We start from the raw sequence: 21,161 nt of genomic DNA, 5'->3' as shown, positions 1-21,161 counted from the left end.
TTTAGTTATATCAGCTATTAGAGCTATTTTTAATAGCCGATGGTTAATTTTACTTATTATTCAGAAGCGCTAACTTTTCCTTTTGATTTAGAAACGATATCTTCCTGTACATTTCTAGGTGCTGCTTCATAATGATCAAACTCCATAGTAGAAGTTGCACGACCGGAAGTGATAGTACGTAACTGAGTTACATAACCAAACATTTCTGAAAGAGGAACTAGCGCTTTAATTACTTGAACACCATTACGGGTATCCATACCTTGTAATTGACCACGACGACGGTTTAAGTCACCCATTACATCACCCATATTTTCTTCTGGTGTAAGTACCTCAATCTTCATTATAGGCTCCATTAACACAGGCGAACATTTTGGCAATGCTGCACGGAATGCAGAGCGAGCAGCAATTTCGAATGATAAAGAATCTGAATCGACCGCATGGAATGATCCGTCAATTAGGCGAACCTTCATATCAGTCAATGGATATCCAGCTAAAACACCATTATTCATAGAGGATTCAAATCCTTTCTGTACAGATGGAATATATTCCCGAGGAATAGCACCACCAACAATTTCATTAACGAATTGAAGACCGGTTTTTCCTTCGTCTATTGGTGATATTACAACTTGTATATCAGCAAATTTACCACGACCTCCAGTTTGCTTCTTGTAGGTCTCACGATGCTGTACCGTTCCTGTGATTGCTTCTTTGTAAGCTACTTGCGGAGCTCCTTGATTAATCTCAACTTTAAATTCACGTTTCAAGCGATCAATTAATACATCAAGATGCAACTCACCCATTCCAGAGATTACTGTTTGTCCAGTCTCCTCATCACTTTTCACTTGGAAAGTTGGATCCTCCTCAGCTAATTTCGATAAAGCCATACCTAGCTTATCAACATCAGCCTGCGTTTTTGGTTCAATCGCTAAACCAATTACCGGATCAGGAAAATCCATTGATTCTAAAATAATAGGATTCTTTTCATCACAAAGAGTATCTCCAGTCTTAATGTCCTTAAAACCTACAACTGCAGCAATATCTCCTGCTCCAACGTTAGGAATCGGATTTTGTTTATTAGCGTGCATTTGAAAAATACGTGAAATACGTTCTTTATTTTCCGAACGTGCATTATAAACATATGATCCAGCATCAAGGTTTCCAGAATATACACGAATAAAGCAAAGGCGTCCAACAAATGGATCGGTTGCAATCTTAAATGCTAATGCGGCGAAAGGTTCTTTTACATCTGGTTGACGAACTATTTCTTCATCATTTTTAGGATTTGTTCCTGTAATACCTTCAACATCTAGAGGTGAAGGCAGTAACTCCATCACATAATCTAACATGGTTTGTACACCTTTATTTTTAAAAGATGAACCACAAACCATAGGTACGATTTTAACGTCTAAAGTTGCCTTACGAAGCGCATCTAGAATTTCACGTTCAGTTATTGACTCTGGATCATCGAAGAATTTCTCCATCAATGTGTCGTCATAATCAGCTACTGCTTCTAATAATTTCTCTCTCCAAAGCGCCGATTCTTCTAACATATCATCAGGTATAGGCACTTCAGTAAAGGTCATTCCTTTATCTGCTTCATTCCATACGATACCTCGGTGATTAATTAAATCAACAACTCCTTTGAAGGTATCTTCAGAACCAATAGGTAATTGAAGAGGGACTGCGTGGCTACCAAGCATTTCTCTTACTTGCCCTACAACCTTAAGAAAATCTGCTCCAGAACGGTCCATTTTATTAACAAAACCAATACGAGGAACTTTATAGTTGTTTGCAAGTCTCCAGTTGGTTTCTGATTGAGGCTCTACACCATCTACAGCAGAAAACAAAAACACCAATCCATCTAATACACGAAGAGAACGATTCACTTCAACCGTAAAGTCAACGTGTCCAGGAGTATCTATAATGTTAATATGGTATAAGTTGTTTCTGTATTTCCAATCAACAGTTACTGCAGCAGAGGTAATTGTAATACCGCGTTCTTGCTCTTGCGCCATCCAGTCAGTTGTCGCCGACCCTTCGTGGGTTTCACCCAATTTGTGATTCGTCCCTGAATAATACAGGATACGTTCCGTAGTTGTGGTTTTACCGGCATCGATATGGGCTGCGATACCAATATTTCTAGTATACTTTAAGTCTCTTGACATTATTTATATTTTATCGTTTTTCGTCAAAAATATTACACCGATAGTTATTCTCAGTGAAAAACTATCGGTGTAATTATATCAGACATGGTATTAATCTTAGAATCTGAAGTGAGAGAATGCTTTGTTAGCTTCTGCCATCTTATGCACATCTTCCTTTTTCTTAACAGCTGCACCTTCACCTTTTGAAGCTGAAATAATTTCACCTGCTAATTTTTCATGCATAGTTTTCTCACCGCGTCTACGTGCATAAGTGATTAACCATTTCATGCCTAAAGCAATTTTACGTTCAGGGCGCACTTCAGTTGGAACCTGAAAGTTAGCTCCCCCAACACGACGAGATTTAACTTCAACTGCAGGCATTACATTGTTCAAAGCTTTTTTCCAAGCTTCTAAGCCATTCTCACTAGTTTTTTCTTCAACTAATTGTACAGCATCATAGAATATTGAATATGCGATAGATTTCTTACCGTCATACATCATATTATTTACAAAACGTGTTACCTGAGCATCATTAAATTTCGGATCAGGCAAAATGATTCGTTTTTTTGGTTTTGACTTTCTCATTTTTTAATATCTCCTAATTTAATTATTTCTTTCCTTTACCCTTAGCTGGCGCCGCTGCTGCTTGTCCTGGTTTTGGACGTTTCGTTCCGTATTTTGAACGACGTTGATTACGACCTGCTACTCCGGAAGTGTCCAATGCTCCGCGAATAATATGATATCTTACTCCTGGTAAATCCTTCACACGACCACCACGAATTAATACAATGGAGTGCTCTTGCAAGTTATGCCCTTCTCCTGGAATATACGCATTCACTTCTTTTCCATTTGTTAAACGTACACGTGCAACTTTACGCATTGCCGAGTTAGGCTTTTTTGGGGTAGTGGTGTACACACGTGTACATACACCTCTTCGCTGCGGACAACTGTCCAAGGCTGGCGACTTACTCTTGTCAACCAAAGCTACTCTACCTTTTCTTACTAATTGTTGAATAGTAGGCATTTAGTGTTTTTTTAATTTATTAATTCTATACTTTTTTAGGACTGCAAAGATATATCAAATCCTTTTATATAGCAAGCATAAAATAAAATATTAATAGAAACCAACTCCTTATTAAGGAATAAACTCAAGAACCCCCTAAAGAAACTACTCTAATAAAGAAACTACTCTAAATTCATTACCTTTTAATGGTCAACATGATAGGAAAAATGATTTAATAACATTTAGTTTAAAATAAATTTGATAATTAGAATAACCGTGCTACTTTTGACTAATTCCTGATGGAAGTTATGAACAACAATTTATCCTACAATATTAACTCTAAATAATAATCGATTGATGGAACTCTTACAAAACAACCTTATTTACCTTATCCCAATTATCGGCATTATCGCCCTATTGATAATGGCTTCAAAAAGTGCTTGGATAAACAAGCAAGACGCAGGAGACGAAAATATGCAAACTCTTGCAGGATATATTGCAGACGGAGCAATGGCTTTTTTAAAAGCGGAATGGAAAGTACTTTCATATTTTGTAGTTATAGCAGCTGTATTACTTGCCTACTCCGGTACTTTAATAGAAACCTCTAGTTGGGTAATAGCAGTGTCTTTCATTATTGGAGCTTTTACTTCAGCTTTAGCAGGTTATATTGGGATGAATATAGCAACTAAGGCTAACGTTAGAACAACACAAGCTGCCCGAACAAGTCTTTCAAAAGCGCTTAAAGTCTCATTCACTGCTGGAAGCGTAATGGGTATCGGAGTGGTAGGATTAGCCATTTTAGGCCTCGGAGGGTTGTTTATTGTTTTCTATCAGATTTATGTTATCAATACCGGTGGAGAAGTAAACGGACTCGCCATGCAAAAAGCTTTAGAAGTTTTAGCGGGTTTTTCATTAGGAGCTGAATCAATAGCACTCTTTGCACGTGTGGGTGGTGGTATATATACAAAGGCTGCCGACGTTGGTGCAGATTTAGTGGGTAAAGTTGAGGCTGGAATTCCGGAGGATGATGTTAGGAACCCAGCCACCATTGCAGATAATGTTGGTGATAACGTAGGTGATGTTGCAGGAATGGGAGCTGATTTATTCGGATCATTTGTTGCTACATTACTTGCCACAATGGTCTTAGGCCGCGAGATACAATCAATTGACAACTTTGGTGGAATCGCTCCTATTTTACTTCCTATGGTTATTGCCGGTTTGGGTCTTATCTTTTCTATTATTTCTACATTTTTTGTTCGTATAAAACAAGAGACTGATAGCGTTCAGAATGCATTGAATTTAGGAAACTGGTCATCCATTATATTAACTGCAATAGCTTCTTTCTTCGCCGTTAAATGGATTATGCCAGAAAATATGGTATTAAGAGGTTATGAGTTTACCAGTACAGATGTTTTTTCAGCTATTATAGTAGGTTTAATCGTAGGTGCTTTAATGAGCATCATTACAGAATATTACACCTCTATGGGGAAAAGACCTGTATTATCAATCATTAAACAGTCTTCTACCGGTCATGCAACCAATATAATTGGCGGACTTTCAGTGGGAATGGAATCAACCGTGTTACCTATCTTAGTTTTAGCCGGGGGTATTTACGGTTCATATCATTTCGCAGGGTTTTATGGCGTTGCAATAGCTGCAGCCGGAATGATGGCTACTACTGCTATGCAATTAGCTATTGATGCTTTTGGTCCAGTTGCTGACAATGCTGGAGGTATTGCTGAGATGAGTCAATTACCTGATGAAGTAAGAAATCGTACTGACAATTTAGATGCAGTTGGAAATACTACAGCAGCAACAGGAAAAGGTTTTGCTATCGCTTCTGCAGCTTTAACTTCTCTTGCTTTATTTGCTGCCTTTGTTGGATTGGCCGGTATAGACAAAATTGACATTTATAATGCAGATGTATTAGCAGGCTTGTTTGTTGGTGCAATGATCCCTTTCATTTTCTCTGCTCTTTGTATTTCTGCCGTAGGTCGAGCTGCTATGGAAATGGTAAAAGAAGTTCGACGTCAGTTTCGTGAAATTCCTGGTATTATGGAATATAAAGCAAAACCGGAATACGACAAATGTGTTGCTATTTCAACCAAAGCTTCTATTCGGGAAATGATGATGCCTGGTGCGATAGCATTACTGGTTCCTATCATTGTAGGATTCACTTTTGGACCAGAAGTTCTTGGAGGTCTATTGGCGGGGGTAACAGTTTCTGGTGTATTAATGGGTATGTTTCAAAGTAATGCTGGGGGAGCATGGGATAATGCTAAAAAGTCATTTGAAAAGGGAGTTGAAATAGATGGTGCTATGCACTATAAGAATTCAGAACCGCATAAAGCATCTGTTACTGGCGATACTGTGGGTGACCCTTTTAAAGATACTTCGGGGCCTTCGATGAATATTTTGATTAAACTAATGTCAATCGTATCTTTAATCATAGCTCCTCATATTAATGTGGGTCCTAACCATGAAGTAAAGAATATTAAACAAGATACTCAAAAAGTGATTATTATAGAAAATAGCGAACCTAAAATAGTCAGATATTAACTATTATTACCAATTATAAACCCCAATAATAAAGGCGACTTAATAAATAATTAAGTCGCCTTTATTATTTCAACAAGAAATTTGTACGTTTGATATATTAGCGAATTATACATCACATTTAGTTTATTGAAAAGAGAAACGAAATGCTATTCAAGAAATCATTATCAAAATTAATTGCTGAATCAAATGAAATCGGCTCTGGAACATTGAAAAGAACCTTAACCAAATATCATTTAGTTGCATTAGGGGTAGGTGTGATCATTGGTGCCGGTTTGTTTTCATTAACAGGAATTGTAGCAGCCGAAAATACAGGACCTGCTGTAACACTATCGTTTGTAATTGCTGCTATCGTTTGTGCTCTTGCTGGTCTTTGCTATGCTGAATTTGCTTCAATGATTCCAGTAGCCGGAAGTGCCTATACATATTCTTATGCTACCATGGGTGAATGGATGGCTTGGATTATTGGATGGGACCTTGTATTAGAATATGCGCTAGGTGCAGCAACAGTAGCAGTAAGTTGGTCTCAATACTTAAACCAATTTCTTTCTGAATATGGCATTCATATATCCCAGCAATTCCTCCATGGACCTTGGGAGACATACCAGACAGCTAGTGGAGGTATAGAAAGTGGTATCATTAACTTACCGGCAATCATAATTGTATGCCTTCTATCTTTATTATTAATACGTGGAACAGAAGAGTCTTCCTTTGTAAATAATGTTCTTGTAGTAGTAAAAGTAGCTGTTGTTTTAATCTTTATCAGTTTGGGCTGGTCATTCATGAATACAGCTAATCATACCCCATTTATCCCTGTCAATGAAGGAGAAGAATTGTTAAAATCAGGCAAGATAGGCTTATTTGATTTTTTTAAAGAGGGGTATTTCGGAGAATATGGCATAACGGGGATATTAAGAGGTGCTGGAATCGTTTTCTTCGCATTTATTGGTTTCGATGCTGTAAGTACTGCAGCACAAGAAGCTAAAAACCCACAAAAGGATATGCCTATTGGAATCATCGGTTCACTTTTAGTATGTACCATATTATATTTTTTGTTTTCCTATGTTATGACAGGACTGGCAAACTATACAGAATTTGAAAATAATGCCAGACCAGTTACGACAGCATTCGCAGTAACAGGATATACTTTCCTAAATCAATTTATGATGATAGCAATTCTTGCTGGTTACACCTCGGTAATTTTAGTATTGCTGTTGGGTCAAAGCAGAGTGTTTTATAGTATGAGTAAGGATGGATTATTACCAAAAATGTTTTCTGATCTATCCAAAAAACAAACACCATGGAAAACCAATTTAGTATTTATGATATTTGTAAGCCTTTTCGCAGGATTCGTTCCCATTCTGGATTTAGGTCATATGGTAAGTATTGGTGCATTATTTGCATTTACATTAGTATGTATTGGTATCATAGTTCTAAGAAAAACAGAACCAAATATCCACCGACCATTTAGAACACCATGGGTTCCTTTCATACCTATATTAGGTATAATTGTATGTGTTATATTAATGGGATCCCTACCAATCGAGAGTTGGGAGAGATTAGCAATCTGGATGGTAATCGGAATTGTTATCTATCTCCTATATGGCAGAAAACATAGTATAATCCGTGCAGAAGCCAGAAATAATAAAGAATAAAAGAATTTAATTAAAGGCATGAGTACGTATTTCAATTTTAAAGAAATTCTGTCAGTATCAATGATACTATTTGCAATCATTGATATCCTAGGATCCATTCCTATTATCATTGATCTTAGACAAAAGGTTGGCAAAATCCAACCAGAGAAAACGTGTCTAGTGGCATTGGGAATAATGCTTGCTTTCTTATTTATAGGAGAACAACTTCTTAATATAATTGGAGTGGATGTAGCGTCATTTGCTATTGCAGGGTCTTTGGTGATATTTTTTATTGCGATGGAAATGGTTCTGGGAATTACTGTATTTAAAGATGATAGTTATGAAACTGCCTCTATTATACCTCTTGCATTCCCTTTAATAGCAGGAGCAGGTTCATTAACTACTCTCCTTTCTCTTAAAACAGAATTTGAGACGCAAAACATTATAATAGGAATTTTTCTTAATTTCCTGGTAGTTTATTTGGTATTAAAGAATACATATCTGCTTGAGAAAATGCTCGGTAAAACCGGTTTAAGCGTATTGAGAAAAGCTTTTGGTATTATTCTACTAGCAATAGCCATTAAGCTATTCCGTTCAAATACCGGACTTTAATTGGCAATCAATCTTGCAGCAAATAGTGTGTCTGCATGGTGAGGCGCACCCTCAAAATAAGTCATTTCTTCTACTCTAAAACCCTTTGTCTCAAGAAACGCAACCTGATCCTCGTTTTCTTGTCTGTATACTGAACAAGTAATATAAATCAATGGCTTATCTGGCCGTACATGTTTAACTACATTTTCAATAATCTGACGTTGTAATCCTATATAATGATTTAATCTTTCTTCAGAGAAAGAGGTCATTCCTTCTGGAGTACGTCCCCATGTTCCAGAACCAGAACAAGGAATATCTAATATAACTCCATCAAACAATTCACTTCCGAGCATTGGATCTGTATCCTTTGTCAAATCAATGATTTTCCTTCGATACCCAGTTATATTTGCATTCTCTAGGCGACTATCCAGATTCCTCAATATCGTATTCCGCGAATCAGAAACAAGTAATTTAATCTCAGGATGCAACTGTTTCAACAATATGGATTTACCTCCTGAACCAGAACAAGCATCCCACCAACTTTCATCAGCTCTTGCTTTAAAAAGGCTTCCAGTTTGCTGAGAGCTAAAATCTTGAACCTCATATTTACCCTGGATTGACTTTATCTTATCCAACTGGCTACCATTAACAAAGCCTAAAGTACTTGAAGCGAATTCTTTATAATTAATATCATTTTCATCTAAAACTCTTTTAACCGAAGTTTCCTGACCAGAATGAATACGAATAAACAAATCAGGTTGTATAAAATGTCCTGAAATGAATCCTTCCAGATCAATCAATTTTGAAATCCTATCTGAAAACGGAAACACTGAATTTAAAGAAAAACCATACTCCTTGTCCAGATAATTAATCTTCATTTCCAAACTTTCCTTGGTATGAGGTAACAATTTGGGCTGTATTAATGTTAGAAAATCAGGCGAATCTGTACAGAGCAACTCCGAAATCGCCAAACGCGTAAATAAAGGCAACTCTGGAAGACCTTGTCCTAACCGAAAATAATTATAAAGTAATCTACTTGCGATTCTTCTATCATTTGAACCCATTTGTCGATGTTGTTTATAATAACTCGTTAAAAACCTCGACAATGGCTCTTCAAACTTATAGTCATGAAGAATCCTTTCAAATATACGGAGCTGCTGCTCCAACCGCTTTTCATTAATCATGAATATATTCAGGAAAAATCAAATCAATTTACAGGAACGTAGTCATTTCCATCAAACTGAAGAATACGAATGTAAGAATTAACATAACCCCATTGGGAGTTTTTCTCAAACCTATAATTTGTTTGTAGTCCGTTATACTCTTCAGAAGTTAAATGGATAGGATAATCCGCACCGTATTTCCCTAACAAAGAACCAAAGAAATAACCTGTATCAAATCCTTTATATGCATATTCGGAAGGCTTTATTCTAAATTCTTCAATATACTTCCTTTCGAAGTCACGTACATTCGACTTAAAAGTATTTACATAATATGAAGTAGTTATTTTAGTCTTAAGCAAGTTTAAATTGATACTATCAAAAGATGCTTTGCTCCAATTAGGGTGGCCAAATAACTCAATAGTTAAACCTAACTGAGCTTGAGTTTCAACTAGTCTCGCAAGAATTGAATTCACTGAATACCTATCAAGCGTCCCCAATACAACAAAATTCTTCCCATTGGTACTAACTATATCCCCTATCTGATTAAGATCAGTAATTTCTGAATAGCTAACACCTTTTTTTGTTAAACTCTGCTTTAAAGGATTTAAGAATCCCCTACTATCATCATCTAACTTATTTATAATAATTATTCGATCATTTGTCTTCTTAATATCATCCAAGTAATCTGCTAAACCTTCACTATGAAGATCAATAGGAGCGACTAAGCTTACCAAATTAGGAATATTAAATTGAGAGGGTTTTGATGCTGCAAGCGGAGAGACCTGAAGACTATAGGTTAATTTACCAGCGTTAGAAAATACAGGAATTTCTTTGGGGAAAATTGGACCAACAATTAAATCTGCAGATTGAACTTCTGGAGTAACTGCCAATCGTGCATTTTGAGATGTGTTATCTCGGGTATCTAGGACTGTTAATTTAAAATTATATCCTTCCTGAACTAGGTTATCTAATGCTACTTTAAAACCCTGATAAAAGTCAAGCGGTACCTCAGAATGTTTTACATCAGCTCTTGTTGGTTCAGATTTTATCTTGTCTAATTCAAATGGCAACAATAATACGATAGAGTTTACACTTTCGTTTATTGGTTTTACAACATCGTCTTCCGGAAGCTCCGACTCTATCGGCTTTTCATCTGGTGGTGTAACCGGAGCAGAAGGTCTAGGCTTTAATATAGAACAACTACTTATAAACATAAGTAGCAATAAAAATGCAGCTAATCTACTCCCACTCAATCGTTGCTGGCGGCTTTGAACTAATGTCGTATACAACCCTATTGATTCCTTTAACATGATTAATAATTTCATTAGATATCTTTGATAATAAATCATAAGGTAAATGAATCCAATCTGCAGTCATTCCATCCATCGACCCTACAGCACGTAAACAAATAACATGTTCATAAGTTCTTTCGTCTCCCATTACTCCTACTGATTGGACAGGAAGAAATATTGCTCCAGCCTGCCAAACTTGATCATACCAACCAGAATCGCGCAAATTATGTATAAAAATAGCATCTGCCTCTTGTAAAATCCTTACTTTTTCAGCTGTTACATCGCCCAATATACGAATTCCCAACCCTGGTCCAGGAAAGGGATGCCTTCCTAAAATAACAGGATCCATTTCTAAAGCCTTCCCTACTCTTCGAACCTCATCTTTAAATAAGGATCTCAAAGGTTCTACAACCTTTAATTTCATAAAGTCAGGTAAACCTCCCACATTGTGATGAGATTTTATAGTAGCTGATGGACCGTTTACAGAGATTGACTCAATAACATCTGGATAAATTGTTCCCTGTCCCAACCACTTAACCTCCACTCCTTCAGGCAACTCTTTACCTATTTCATGTGCAGCATCATCAAATACTTCAATAAAACCAGCACCAATAATTTTGCGTTTTCTTTCAGGATCTTTTATTCCTTCTAACTGCTTATAGAATTTATCTTTAGCATCTATGCCCTTTATGTTCAGGCCCATATGTTTATATGAATCTAGAACTTGTTCAAATTCCCCCTTTCTCAACAATCCATTGTCAACGAATATGCAGTGAAGGTTCTTACCAATTGCATGATGTAATAGAATTGCAGCTACAGAAGAATCAACCCCTCCGGAAAGTGCTAATATAACATGATCATCTCCTATTTGTTCACGAAGGCTTTTTATACTAGTTTCAACAAAAATATCTGCAGTCCAGTCTTGCGCGCATCCACAAATATCAATTAGGAAATTCTCTATAACGGTTTTCCCTTCAATACTATGGGTTACCTCTGGGTGAAATTGAATACCATAAGTCTGAGTATCCTCGATCTGATACGCGGCAATTTTCACATGGTCTGTGCTAGCAATAATCTTAAATTTATTAGGCACTGTCGAAATAGTATCTCCATGCGACATCCAAACTTGAGAATTAGGAGATATATTTTTCAATAAAAGATTGGTATCGTCCACAAACTGAAGGTTAGCCCTGCCGTACTCTCTTACATTAGATGCTTTAACTTCGCCACCAAGATGTTGAGCCAAATATTGAGCACCGTAGCAAACTCCTAATAAGGGTAGTTGCTTATATATAGTAGAATAGTCAAAAAAGGGAGCATCTTCTTGATGAACAGAAAATGGACTTCCAGATAAAATAATACCTCTTACAGATGAATCAATTTCTGGCGGTTTATTATAAGGGTGAATCTCACAATAAACGCTCAATTCTCTAACTCGCCGTGCAATTAATTGTGTGTATTGGGAGCCAAAATCAAGGATAATAATCTTTTCTTGCATGGTTCCAAAGTTAGGAAATCATATTGAATTTTACGGCAACTTGATTTATAGAATTCTAAGTGATATTACCATTCCAAAACAATTTTTCCAAAATGGATTCCACGCTCCATCAATTGATGTGCAATAGCTACATTGTCATAAGAGAAGGACTTATAAATAACAGGTTTATACAAACCATCTTCGATTTTTGGCCAAACATTTCTCTCAATTTCATTTGCAAGATCAGCTTTAAACTGTGCATCACGGTTTCTCAATGTACTTCCAGAAATTGTTAATCGCTCCTTCATTATCTTTCCAATATTAAGCTGAACATTTGCTCCCTTAACTGCATTGATATAAATTAGTCTCCCGTCAGTTCTCAGAATATTTATGTTCTTCTCAAAATAAGATCCGCCTATACTATCCAGAATCACATCAACTTTATTAGATTTTAGTATTCCTTCAAAATCTTCAGTATTATAATTAATAGCAACTGTTGCTCCTAAATCAATGCATTTCTGACATTTATCATCATTCCCGGCAGTCACATACACCTGATGTCCAAAAATACTTGCAAGTTGAATGGCTGCAACTCCAATTCCACCACTCCCTCCATGAATAAGAATTCTGTCATCATTTAATAATCCACCTCGTTGAAACAGATTATGCCATACAGTAAAAATTACTTCTGGTAATGAAGCTGCTTCTACAAAACTTAGGTTAGCTGGTTTAGGCAAACAATGGTTCTCATCGACAACGACACAACTCGAGTAACCACCACCTGCTAATAGCGCACATACCTGATCTCCCACTTTCCATCGAGCCACTCCTTTCCCACATTCCTCAATAACACCAGACACTTCCAATCCAAGAATATTCTGAACTACCCCAGCCGGTGCATTATAATTCCCCTTACGTTGAAAAATATCTGGCTTATTAACTCCTGAGGCAACCACCTTTATAAGAACCTCATTATCCTTACACTCTGGTCTTTCCATTTCAACGATTGTCAGTACATCAACACCACCAGGCTCTTTATATATAATTCCTTTTATCATTTCATATTTGGAAATTTTTGTATTCTAAAATTAAGTGAGACTAAAAAATAACGTCCTAAGCGATTATTCCGTGTTTGATAGATATCATTTCCCATAACCTCATGAGTAACACCCGTATTTTCATTAAATAGATCATAACCTTGAATACGAAAAGTTCCTCTCTTATTTTTTAAAAATGAATGTTCAATATAAACATTTAATAAAGTTGGATTTGCGCTAATAAAATCGCTAAATCCATTATTTATGCGTTGAGATATATCGAAACTAAGCGCCCATTCTTTATAATAGGTTTTACCACCTAAGCCAAAAGTCCAGGTATAGGCATCATTATCTATCATTGAAGATAAAGTATTTCTGGTTTGGTTCAGTGTAAAAGAACTTCTTAATCCAAGATCCAACCAGTCTTCTAAGGTATATGAAATATCAGCCGCCTGAGTATATACTAGATAGCGGCCACTATTTTTCCTGAAGTTTATAAAAGATATATTGTTACTATAATTTGCTGATCCACTTATATTAATATTTAAAACCTGCTCTATCATTGATAATGAATAAAGATAGTATGCATTTGCATCAAAATAACCTGATGTATTTAAAAAACTAGTTTCCTGACGGGTACTATTATTAAGTGAAACTCGATTCGTAACAATTTTATTCCTAATATTCTGAAAGGACAGATTACTAAAAAAAGTGTTTCCCGATCTAAGATTGAAGTTCCTGAATTGAAGACTAACATTGTTTATGAATTCGCTTTCTAAGTTAGGATTACCAATAACTAAGTTCTGGATATTTGATAAATCTCGAATGGGTTGAATTTGAGAAAAATCTGGTTGATTATTCCGACCCAAATAGGTAATCGAGAGATTACTGAACTTATTAATTTTATAAGCGAAACGCGCACTTGGCACAAAGTTGATAAATTTCTTATTCGTAGAGATATCGCGATTCAATGTATATCCAACAATATTTGTAGGTTGTAACCCAAAGCCTATTGTATAACTTGTCTGTTCATCATTATACTGATAATTAAAACCAATTTGATTACTTTGAAACTGATAGGCATACTTCATATAAGTGGAATCAACTTCCAATGAACTAGACTGCAAATTGCCTGTACTAAACGTTTCATGCTTATTCTTATTTGACACATAATTATGCTCATAATTCAACTCAATAAAACTTTTATTATTAATAGGCTCTACATAAGAACCAAGTACATGAATATTAAAGAGACTTTGATCATTTAACAAAAGTTGTTGTAGTTGCTCTCTGCTCTCCATAGGATTAATAATGCTAGAATCTATGTTAGTACGATACTCATTAATTCGATCCTTCTTTTCATTTCCCGAAATAGTACTTAAGACATTTATACTAAACTTCCGGCCTTCCTTTTTAAATCTATGGTTCAATATCAAACTGATATCTCCATCTGGAGAAAAAACATCATTTTCAGAATCCAAAGAACGATGTGTACTTAAATATCGATTATTTATTGTACTGGTACTTGAAGATAAGCCATTGGTAGAATAATAAGATAGAGTAGGACTTACTTTAAAGTAAGTCCTACTACTAGCATTGGATTCAAAATTCCATATTAAACTATGTCGACCATTCTCAGTATCCGAGTTTCTATTCTCCTCACTATTGATCGTATTATTTTGAAAAACACTCGTTAAATTGGTTGATCCTTCAGTACTATTTTTTCGATTAGTATAAATATATCCTCCATATGTACTAACAGTCTGATTTAAATCATTTCTAAAATTAAATCCAAACGAATTTGTTCTATTAATACCATCATCTAATTCTATTATACTGCTAAGGTCGGAAGGACCACTTTCTTGACCACCTCCACTAACGTCTCCAAAGCTAAATAAGCTGGAATTCGTATTATTTATGGAACCTAACACTGATAATTGACGATCATCATTAAAACTATTGGCCGAAGCGCTTGCTAAGTATCGATAATCGGTTCCTACTCCAGTAGTTAACTGACCAAACATACCTTGATTCCGATCTTCTTTTATTGAAATATTAATGATTTTTTCAGAAGATGATTTACGCATTCCGGTAAAGTTAGACTGCTCTCCATAATCATCTATAACCTGAATATTTTCAACAATATCTGCAGGCAGATTCCTTGTGGCAGTTAGAACATCTCCACCAAAAAAATCGACTCCATTCACCTTTACTCTAGAAACAAGGCTTCCTTGAGCTCTCACCGCACCAGACCTGTCAACCTCTATACCCGGCAACCTCTTTAATAACTCTTCCAGAAGCGCCCCCTTAGCAACTTTAAAAGCAGCAGCATTGTATTGGATCGTATCTTCTTTTATAACAACAGGGACTGCAAAAACAACTACTTCATCAAGAACATTCTTTTGAGGTTCCATAACAACAAAGATTTGCTCTGAATTCGAAGGATCTAATTTATAATAATCATCATACAGTTGGTAACCTAATAAACTGGAGCTGAGACGGAATTCATACGATTTGACATTTCGAAAAGTGAATCGGCCGTTATTATTTGTGAATGTCAACAAACTATCTGTTTTAGAAATCAATCTAACATTCACCCCGGCCAAACCTATACCTGCAGAATCCTGAACTACTCCACGAACATCCATCGTCTGCTGGCCATTAACCAGAAACGAAATAGACATTAATGTGAAAATCAAAATTAACCGCATAAAATGATCAATATATCAGGTTACTTTCCTTTCAACGCTTAATCCAACCCTTTAAAAAGAATATAAATTAATTTATCGAAATATAGAACATTATCCGAGTTAATACAATAGAATAGGGTTACCATTTTCCAATGATAACCCTATTCTATTAATTTCTAATTTAAAACTATTCGCCAGAATATGACACTTTTTGAACGTGTTTATCAATTTCCCAACGACCAGTTCCTTCTTCTCCAATAACATCAAATATTTCCAAAATTCTTCTGGCAACATATTCTTCTTCAATTTGCTCTTCCAGAAACCATTGTAGAAATTGAAAGGTAACAAAATCTTTACTCTTCATGCATTTGTCGGCAATGTTATTAATTTGTTGAGTCACATGCATTTCCTGCTCTAGTGCCATTTCAAACACAGCTCGGAAAGATTCAAAATCTTTAGGAATGTTAGCAATTTCTGGTGAAATAGCACGACCTCCACGATCATTTACATATTTAAAAAATTTCATCATATGTACACGTTCTTCTGCAGCCTGTTTTTCAAAAAATTGAGAACTATAATCTAATCCCTGGTCGTCACACCAAGAAGACATAGCTAAGTATATTGCCGAAGAATGAGCCTCTACTTTGATTTGCTCATTTAATATATTTTCGATTTCTTCTTTCAAAGAAGTTTTTAAGCGAAGTAAGTCTTTCATAATCCTATATTTTGTCTAACACAATATCGTGATACTGTTCAAAAATAACAATTATAGGGTTAGATTGTTTAAGAATTCGCAATACAAATTCAATCTAAATTAATAGATAAAACAATCAAAGAGTGACTAAGTAAACTAATTTACGGAATAAGATGGAGAATAACTTAAGCATTCTTGAATTACACTATTTAATTCAATCATAAAGCGGGCAGCACTTAGCAAATCCTTAAGTTGTAATATTTCATGGGCGTTTAAAACGAAACAACACCTTGCTCTAAATGATTGTAAGATGAACACATCTGAATTCCTAGAGGAATCTACCAACATTGATACAATATCTATTGAATCAACTTCTTTTTTAAAGAATAGAAAATCTGAAACTTTCAAGGGATACCACTCGTCGGCGAACTTCAACCAATAACAGTTATTTAAATTACATTGATAAACAGCTCCAAATTCTGTTTTATATAACTCATTTAAACAATTAAAATCTCTACACATATTATAATTCGCACTTAAAGACATGCGAAGATATACATTATCTATAATGAGTCCAAATAATAATAAATTTTATTGTTAGATGAAACCATACAAAGATTTTCCTTTAACTCCCAAACGATTGATTTTACTTTCTACTTCCGCATCTTTCACTAATTCAGGAGCATGATGTGGTTTTTTACGAGCATCAATAAGTATTGGCCCTTTACAGCCCCAGTGCTTATTGGAAATAAAACTTCTTACCCCGTATAGATCATGCGAAGGATTACTTCGTGTAAAAGTTATCCAGAGAAAATTATTTAAAGTTTCAGAAGTAAAGGAAGCATCATCACATAATACAATTAAGCCAATACCACTTAAATCATATTCTTCTAATGCTGAAGCATACTCATTAATTAATTTGCCATCTGTTTTATAATCTTCAAACTCTGATGTTTCAACTGCAATAACACCTGGCATCACAAACTTAGAATTGGCAAACCCTCTTAAAACCGGGAAGTTAGAAGGTTTATCTATAATAAGATCTCGCAATTTATCACCTGCAGCTGCAATCACCACTTTCGATCCAGAATTTATATCATCTCCTGAATAATCAAGTGTATCTATGGATGTGTTAGTATGAAAATGCAAATCACGACTTGGATCCAATCGTTCGAGTATATGTTGAAAAAACTTTGGCACATCGTAAATATCAAGATCCGGCTGATCTTCATATGCCGAAATAAAAAGATACTTAGCCAGACTCAATTGGTTTGTACCTAATATCTGGTTTGCAATTGTCAGGATTTCCTGAGGACGCTTCAACTTCAAATAAGGAGTATAACGTTCACTGCCAATAGCTAATAGTAAAGGATGGACACCGGCAGCATCCACCGCATTTACGGCATGCAAACCATTTATCTCGCTTGACATGGCTGAACCTGTAATATCATGTATTAAAGCTCCAAAGCTTGTATCCTCTTGGGGGGGTCGTCCTACAACTGTAAAGGACCAAATAGGATCCTTACGATGGTAAACGTTATGAACATGCATCAAGGGAAAGGGGTGAACCAAACTGTAATATCCAAGATGGTCACCAAATGGCCCTTCTGGTTTATTCTCATTGGGATAAACAGTTCCAGTTATTACAAAATCTGCATCTGCCGAGATGCAAAACCCTTCTTTATCATAGAAATAACGAAAGTGTCTATTTCCCAGAACTCCCGCGAATGTAAGTTCAGACAATCCTTCAGGTAAAGGCATTACTGCAGCCAATGCATGTGAAGGCGGACCGCCCACAAAAATACTCACCTTTAACGGCCTCCCTAATTCGTTTGCTTTAGTCTGGTGAATACCAATTCCTCGATGCAACTGATAATGCAAACCAATCTCTTGATTCTGTATATAGTCGTTTCCACTAAGTTGAATCCTATACATACCAAGATTAGAATTCATTGTACCTGGTTTATCAATATCCTCTGTATAAACTTGAGGCATAGTCACAAAAGATCCTCCATCCATTGGCCAATTTACTATCTGAGGCACATTGCTAATTTGGGTTTTAGCATAACTTATAGGCGCACTCAATCGAGACTTTACCGGAAATGCTGCAACTCCAGCACAAACAGCTCGAAAAGATTGAATTGGATTCTTAACTATACTAAAAGGATCAGAACGAAGGCTTACTAATCTTTTGACATTATCTAATGTATCACGGAACATAAAGTGTGAGCGCTCTAAGGTGCCAAACAAATTAGAAACTGCCGGAAATGAGCTACCCTTAACATTTTCAAAAAGTAATGCAGGGCCTTGTTGATCATAAACCCGCATATGGATGGCAGCCATTTCAAGATAAGGATCAACTTCTTCCGTTACGCGAATCAAATGTCCATTTCGTTCTAAATCTTCAACACAATGCCTCAAACTTTTATAGCCCATAACTATTACCTTTTATCAATAATAACTATTTAAATGCGTATCGTCTCTACTCCAAAGCGATTTAAAAAAGCAATTCCTTCATCTTCCAATAAACCTTTATACTCTGCATAAGAATTTCGGTAAAAAACTTGCACAATTCCCGCTGAAAAGATTAGCCGTGCGCAAGGTAAACATGGAGAAAGAGTTGTATATAAAGTAGCTTTTTGCAAATCTGCGCCATTCTTTACAGCATATAGAATCGCATTTTGCTCTGCATGCAATGCAAGAGAACAACTCCCTTTGCTATCTTTATCACATCCAACTTCTGGCCATTCCTCATCGCAATTATGAGTTCCTGCTGGCGGACCATTATAGCCGATCGAAATAATTCTAGTCTCCTTCGATAGAACTGCGCCAACTTGTGCTCTAATACAATGTGATTTCAATGCGAGTTCCTCTGCAAGGTTCATAAATATCTCATCAAAACTTGGCTGTCTCACAAAAAACTAACTTTATGCAGAAAAATATGCTCTTGCATTCTTGCCTTCCATCCAATTCATATATGCTCTGTTAACTACCTTATTTCCACCTGGCGTTGGATAATCACCGGAGAAATACCAATCACCTAAATGGTCGGGACAAGCTATGTGTAAATTATCAAGTGTTTGGTAAACCACACCCACTTCAGCATTAATATCTGATGGTGTAATTATCCTGGCAATCTCCTTAGATATCTCATCATAAGTAAAAGGTTCATAAATCTCCTTCACATAGTTTACAACTTCTTCTTTATCCAAATCTTGAGAAAATAAACATTTCTGATATACATCATCTATAATATGATCCATATTCCTCTGACGTAATAATGAGATTGCTGCTTCAAAAGCAACAAACTCCCCCATACGTGACATATCAATGCCATAACAATCAGGATACCTAATTTGAGGAGCTGAAGAAACTATAACAATTTTTTTAGGCTTAAGTCTATCTAAAATTTTCAATACACTTTGTCTCAGAGTTGTTCCCCTTACAATAGAATCATCTACAGCAACAATTGTATCAACACCTGGCTTAACAACACCATAAGTTGTATCATATACATGTGCTACCATATCTTGCCTATCTGCATCCTGAGTAATAAATGTACGCAATTTTGCATCTTTAATTATTAACTTTTCAAAACGCGGAACGATGTTAATAGTATTACTCATTTCTTCATCAGAAATTTTATCCACACGATGCAAAAGACAGTTGCCCTGCAATTCCCTGACATAACTATTAATTCCATCATGCAAGCCCTGAAATGCAATTTCTGCCGTATTAGGGATGAAAGCAAAGACCGTATTCTTAATATCGTAATCTACTTTTTCTAAAACAGAATCACACAATAATTGTCCGAGCATCTTTCTTTCCTTATAAATAGATGCGTCACTTCCCCGAGAGAAATATATTCTTTCAAAAGAACAAGCTTTCTTTACTGTAGGAGCAATAAACTGCTCAATAGAGACAGTCCCGTCTTTCTTAATAATTAAAGCATGTCCAGGATCAATTTCTTTAACATCATCAATTGAAACGTTAAAAGCTGTTTGAATTGCCGGTCGTTCAGATGTAACAACAACCACTTCATCATCTTGGTAATAAAATGCCGGACGAATTCCTGCAGGATCACGCATAACAAAAGCATCTCCATGTCCAAGAATTCCATTAATCGCATATCCACCATCCCACGTTTTTGCAGAACGTCGCAAAATCGTAGCTACATCTAGATTTTTAGCAATCAACTCACTTATTTCAACATTTGTATAACCCTCTTTCTTAAACTGAGAGAACAAAGCATCGTTCTCTGTATCTAAAAAATGCCCTATCTTCTCCAATACCGTTACTGTGTCTACCTGCTCTTTAGGATGTTGACCCAGCTCAAAAAGTTGCTCTAACAATTCATCAACATTTGTCATATTGAAATTCCCCGAGATAACAAGATTTCTAGTCTTCCAGTTATTCTGACGAAGAAAAGGATGACAATTTTCCAAACTGTTATTACTCTGAGTAGAGTATCGTAAGTGACCCATTAGAACCTCTCCTGTGAAACTCATATTCTCCTTTAACCAAGTGCTATCGGCAAGTTTCTCAGGATTAGTCTTCTGAAGATTAGCAAACTTTTCTTGAACATGTGCAAAAATCTCTGAAATTGCATTCTTTCCCAATGCCCGGTATCGACTAATATATCGATGTCCAGGTTTGATATCAAGCTTAATTGTAGCAATACCAGCACCATCCTGACCCCTATTATGCTGTTTTTCCATAAGTAAATACAGCTTGTCTAGTCCATATAGGGATGTGCCATACTTCTCTTGATAAAATGATAAAGGTTTTAATAAACGGATTAGTGCTATACCGCACTCGTGTTTGATTGAATCACTCATAGTTGAAAATGAATTGCAAAATTAAGGAATTCTTAACGCCAT

The 21,161-nt window shown here is 35.9% G+C and carries 16 protein-coding genes; 3 read left to right on the top strand and 13 right to left on the bottom strand.

The window, feature by feature from the left end:
* Positions 1-56: 56 nt before the first annotated feature.
* The 3 genes from fusA to rpsL form a co-directional block, all read right to left on the bottom strand.
* Entirely contained in the window at positions 57-2,165 is a 2,109-nt protein-coding gene (gene fusA, locus VL047_RS01805; protein ID WP_325357909.1) for an elongation factor G, read from the bottom strand.
* A gap of 96 nt (positions 2,166-2,261) precedes the next feature.
* Positions 2,262-2,729 carry a 30S ribosomal protein S7 gene (gene rpsG / locus VL047_RS01800; RefSeq protein WP_325357907.1) on the bottom strand — a complete coding sequence of 156 codons (468 nt, stop codon included), beginning with the start codon at positions 2,727-2,729 and terminating at the stop codon, positions 2,262-2,264.
* A gap of 22 nt (positions 2,730-2,751) precedes the next feature.
* On the bottom strand, positions 2,752-3,168 hold the full coding sequence (gene rpsL, locus VL047_RS01795; RefSeq protein WP_132224644.1) for a 30S ribosomal protein S12: 417 nt from the start codon (positions 3,166-3,168) through the stop codon (positions 2,752-2,754).
* A gap of 336 nt (positions 3,169-3,504) precedes the next feature.
* On the opposite strand from rpsL, the gene VL047_RS01790 reads away from it, so the two are divergent.
* The 3 genes from VL047_RS01790 (at position 3,505) to VL047_RS01780 (ending at position 7,949) form a co-directional block, all read left to right on the top strand.
* Positions 3,505-5,706 carry a sodium-translocating pyrophosphatase gene (locus VL047_RS01790; protein ID WP_325357905.1) on the top strand — a complete coding sequence of 734 codons (2,202 nt, stop codon included), beginning with the start codon at positions 3,505-3,507 and terminating at the stop codon, positions 5,704-5,706.
* A 143-nt stretch (positions 5,707-5,849) separates the two neighbouring features.
* On the top strand, positions 5,850-7,358 hold the full coding sequence (locus tag VL047_RS01785; RefSeq protein WP_325357903.1) for an APC family permease: 1,509 nt from the start codon (positions 5,850-5,852) through the stop codon (positions 7,356-7,358).
* A gap of 18 nt (positions 7,359-7,376) precedes the next feature.
* Positions 7,377-7,949 carry a MarC family protein gene (locus tag VL047_RS01780; protein ID WP_325357901.1) on the top strand — a complete coding sequence of 191 codons (573 nt, stop codon included), beginning with the start codon at positions 7,377-7,379 and terminating at the stop codon, positions 7,947-7,949.
* Here VL047_RS01780 and VL047_RS01775 read toward each other — a convergent pair.
* From VL047_RS01775 to VL047_RS01735, 10 genes are all read right to left on the bottom strand, one after another.
* Positions 7,946-9,112, bottom strand: coding sequence for an RsmB/NOP family class I SAM-dependent RNA methyltransferase (locus tag VL047_RS01775; RefSeq protein WP_325357899.1), 1,167 nt, complete (start codon positions 9,110-9,112; stop codon positions 7,946-7,948). The genes VL047_RS01780 and VL047_RS01775 overlap by 4 nt on opposite strands.
* A 23-nt stretch (positions 9,113-9,135) precedes the next feature.
* Positions 9,136-10,305, bottom strand: a complete 1,170-nt coding sequence (locus VL047_RS01770) for an ABC transporter substrate-binding protein (protein WP_325357897.1) — start codon at positions 10,303-10,305, stop codon at positions 9,136-9,138.
* Between the two features lie 25 nt (positions 10,306-10,330).
* Positions 10,331-11,881, bottom strand: coding sequence for a glutamine-hydrolyzing GMP synthase (gene guaA / locus VL047_RS01765; RefSeq protein ID WP_325357895.1), 1,551 nt, complete (start codon positions 11,879-11,881; stop codon positions 10,331-10,333).
* A 65-nt stretch (positions 11,882-11,946) separates the two neighbouring features.
* On the bottom strand, positions 11,947-12,918 hold the full coding sequence (locus tag VL047_RS01760; RefSeq protein WP_325357893.1) for an NAD(P)H-quinone oxidoreductase: 972 nt from the start codon (positions 12,916-12,918) through the stop codon (positions 11,947-11,949).
* Positions 12,915-15,581, bottom strand: a complete 2,667-nt coding sequence (locus tag VL047_RS01755) for an outer membrane beta-barrel protein (protein ID WP_325357892.1) — start codon at positions 15,579-15,581, stop codon at positions 12,915-12,917. Before VL047_RS01755 ends, VL047_RS01760 begins: the two co-directional genes overlap by 4 nt.
* 193 nt (positions 15,582-15,774) lie before the next feature.
* Positions 15,775-16,302 carry a ferritin gene (locus VL047_RS01750; RefSeq protein ID WP_325357890.1) on the bottom strand — a complete coding sequence of 176 codons (528 nt, stop codon included), beginning with the start codon at positions 16,300-16,302 and terminating at the stop codon, positions 15,775-15,777.
* Between the two features lie 135 nt (positions 16,303-16,437).
* Positions 16,438-16,803, bottom strand: coding sequence for a DUF6686 family protein (locus VL047_RS13525; protein ID WP_414635296.1), 366 nt, complete (start codon positions 16,801-16,803; stop codon positions 16,438-16,440).
* 75 nt (positions 16,804-16,878) lie between these two features.
* Entirely contained in the window at positions 16,879-18,717 is a 1,839-nt protein-coding gene (locus VL047_RS01745; protein WP_325357888.1) for a UbiD family decarboxylase, read from the bottom strand.
* A gap of 29 nt (positions 18,718-18,746) precedes the next feature.
* Positions 18,747-19,196 carry a dCMP deaminase family protein gene (locus VL047_RS01740; RefSeq protein ID WP_325357886.1) on the bottom strand — a complete coding sequence of 150 codons (450 nt, stop codon included), beginning with the start codon at positions 19,194-19,196 and terminating at the stop codon, positions 18,747-18,749.
* A gap of 12 nt (positions 19,197-19,208) precedes the next feature.
* Positions 19,209-21,119 (bottom strand): amidophosphoribosyltransferase, encoded by a 1,911-nt coding sequence (locus tag VL047_RS01735; RefSeq protein ID WP_325357884.1) that lies wholly within the window; start codon positions 21,117-21,119, stop codon positions 19,209-19,211.
* Positions 21,120-21,161 lie beyond the last annotated feature (42 nt).

This window comes from Albibacterium sp., assembly GCF_035514885.1.
In the GTDB taxonomy this organism is placed as follows: domain Bacteria; phylum Bacteroidota; class Bacteroidia; order Sphingobacteriales; family Sphingobacteriaceae; genus Albibacterium.
This window is presented reverse-complemented; position numbering and strand designations above follow the sequence as displayed.

What these genes read in the sequence shown, in the direction of transcription:
- fusA (WP_325357909.1), bottom strand. Translation starts at nt 2,165, where the DNA reads ATGTCAAGAGACTTAAAGTATACTAGAAATATTGGTATCGCAGCCCAT.
- rpsG (WP_325357907.1), bottom strand. Translation starts at nt 2,729, where the DNA reads ATGAGAAAGTCAAAACCAAAAAAACGAATCATTTTGCCTGATCCGAAA.
- rpsL (WP_132224644.1), bottom strand. Translation starts at nt 3,168, where the DNA reads ATGCCTACTATTCAACAATTAGTAAGAAAAGGTAGAGTAGCTTTGGTT.
- VL047_RS01790 (WP_325357905.1), top strand. Translation starts at nt 3,505, where the DNA reads ATGGAACTCTTACAAAACAACCTTATTTACCTTATCCCAATTATCGGC.
- VL047_RS01785 (WP_325357903.1), top strand. Translation starts at nt 5,850, where the DNA reads ATGCTATTCAAGAAATCATTATCAAAATTAATTGCTGAATCAAATGAA.
- VL047_RS01780 (WP_325357901.1), top strand. Translation starts at nt 7,377, where the DNA reads ATGAGTACGTATTTCAATTTTAAAGAAATTCTGTCAGTATCAATGATA.
- VL047_RS01775 (WP_325357899.1), bottom strand. Translation starts at nt 9,112, where the DNA reads ATGATTAATGAAAAGCGGTTGGAGCAGCAGCTCCGTATATTTGAAAGG.
- VL047_RS01770 (WP_325357897.1), bottom strand. Translation starts at nt 10,305, where the DNA reads ATGTTTATAAGTAGTTGTTCTATATTAAAGCCTAGACCTTCTGCTCCG.
- guaA (WP_325357895.1), bottom strand. Translation starts at nt 11,881, where the DNA reads ATGCAAGAAAAGATTATTATCCTTGATTTTGGCTCCCAATACACACAA.
- VL047_RS01760 (WP_325357893.1), bottom strand. Translation starts at nt 12,918, where the DNA reads ATGATAAAAGGAATTATATATAAAGAGCCTGGTGGTGTTGATGTACTG.
- VL047_RS01755 (WP_325357892.1), bottom strand. Translation starts at nt 15,581, where the DNA reads ATGTCTATTTCGTTTCTGGTTAATGGCCAGCAGACGATGGATGTTCGT.
- VL047_RS01750 (WP_325357890.1), bottom strand. Translation starts at nt 16,302, where the DNA reads ATGAAAGACTTACTTCGCTTAAAAACTTCTTTGAAAGAAGAAATCGAA.
- VL047_RS13525 (WP_414635296.1), bottom strand. Translation starts at nt 16,803, where the DNA reads ATGTGTAGAGATTTTAATTGTTTAAATGAGTTATATAAAACAGAATTT.
- VL047_RS01745 (WP_325357888.1), bottom strand. Translation starts at nt 18,717, where the DNA reads ATGGGCTATAAAAGTTTGAGGCATTGTGTTGAAGATTTAGAACGAAAT.
- VL047_RS01735 (WP_325357884.1), bottom strand. Translation starts at nt 21,119, where the DNA reads ATGAGTGATTCAATCAAACACGAGTGCGGTATAGCACTAATCCGTTTA.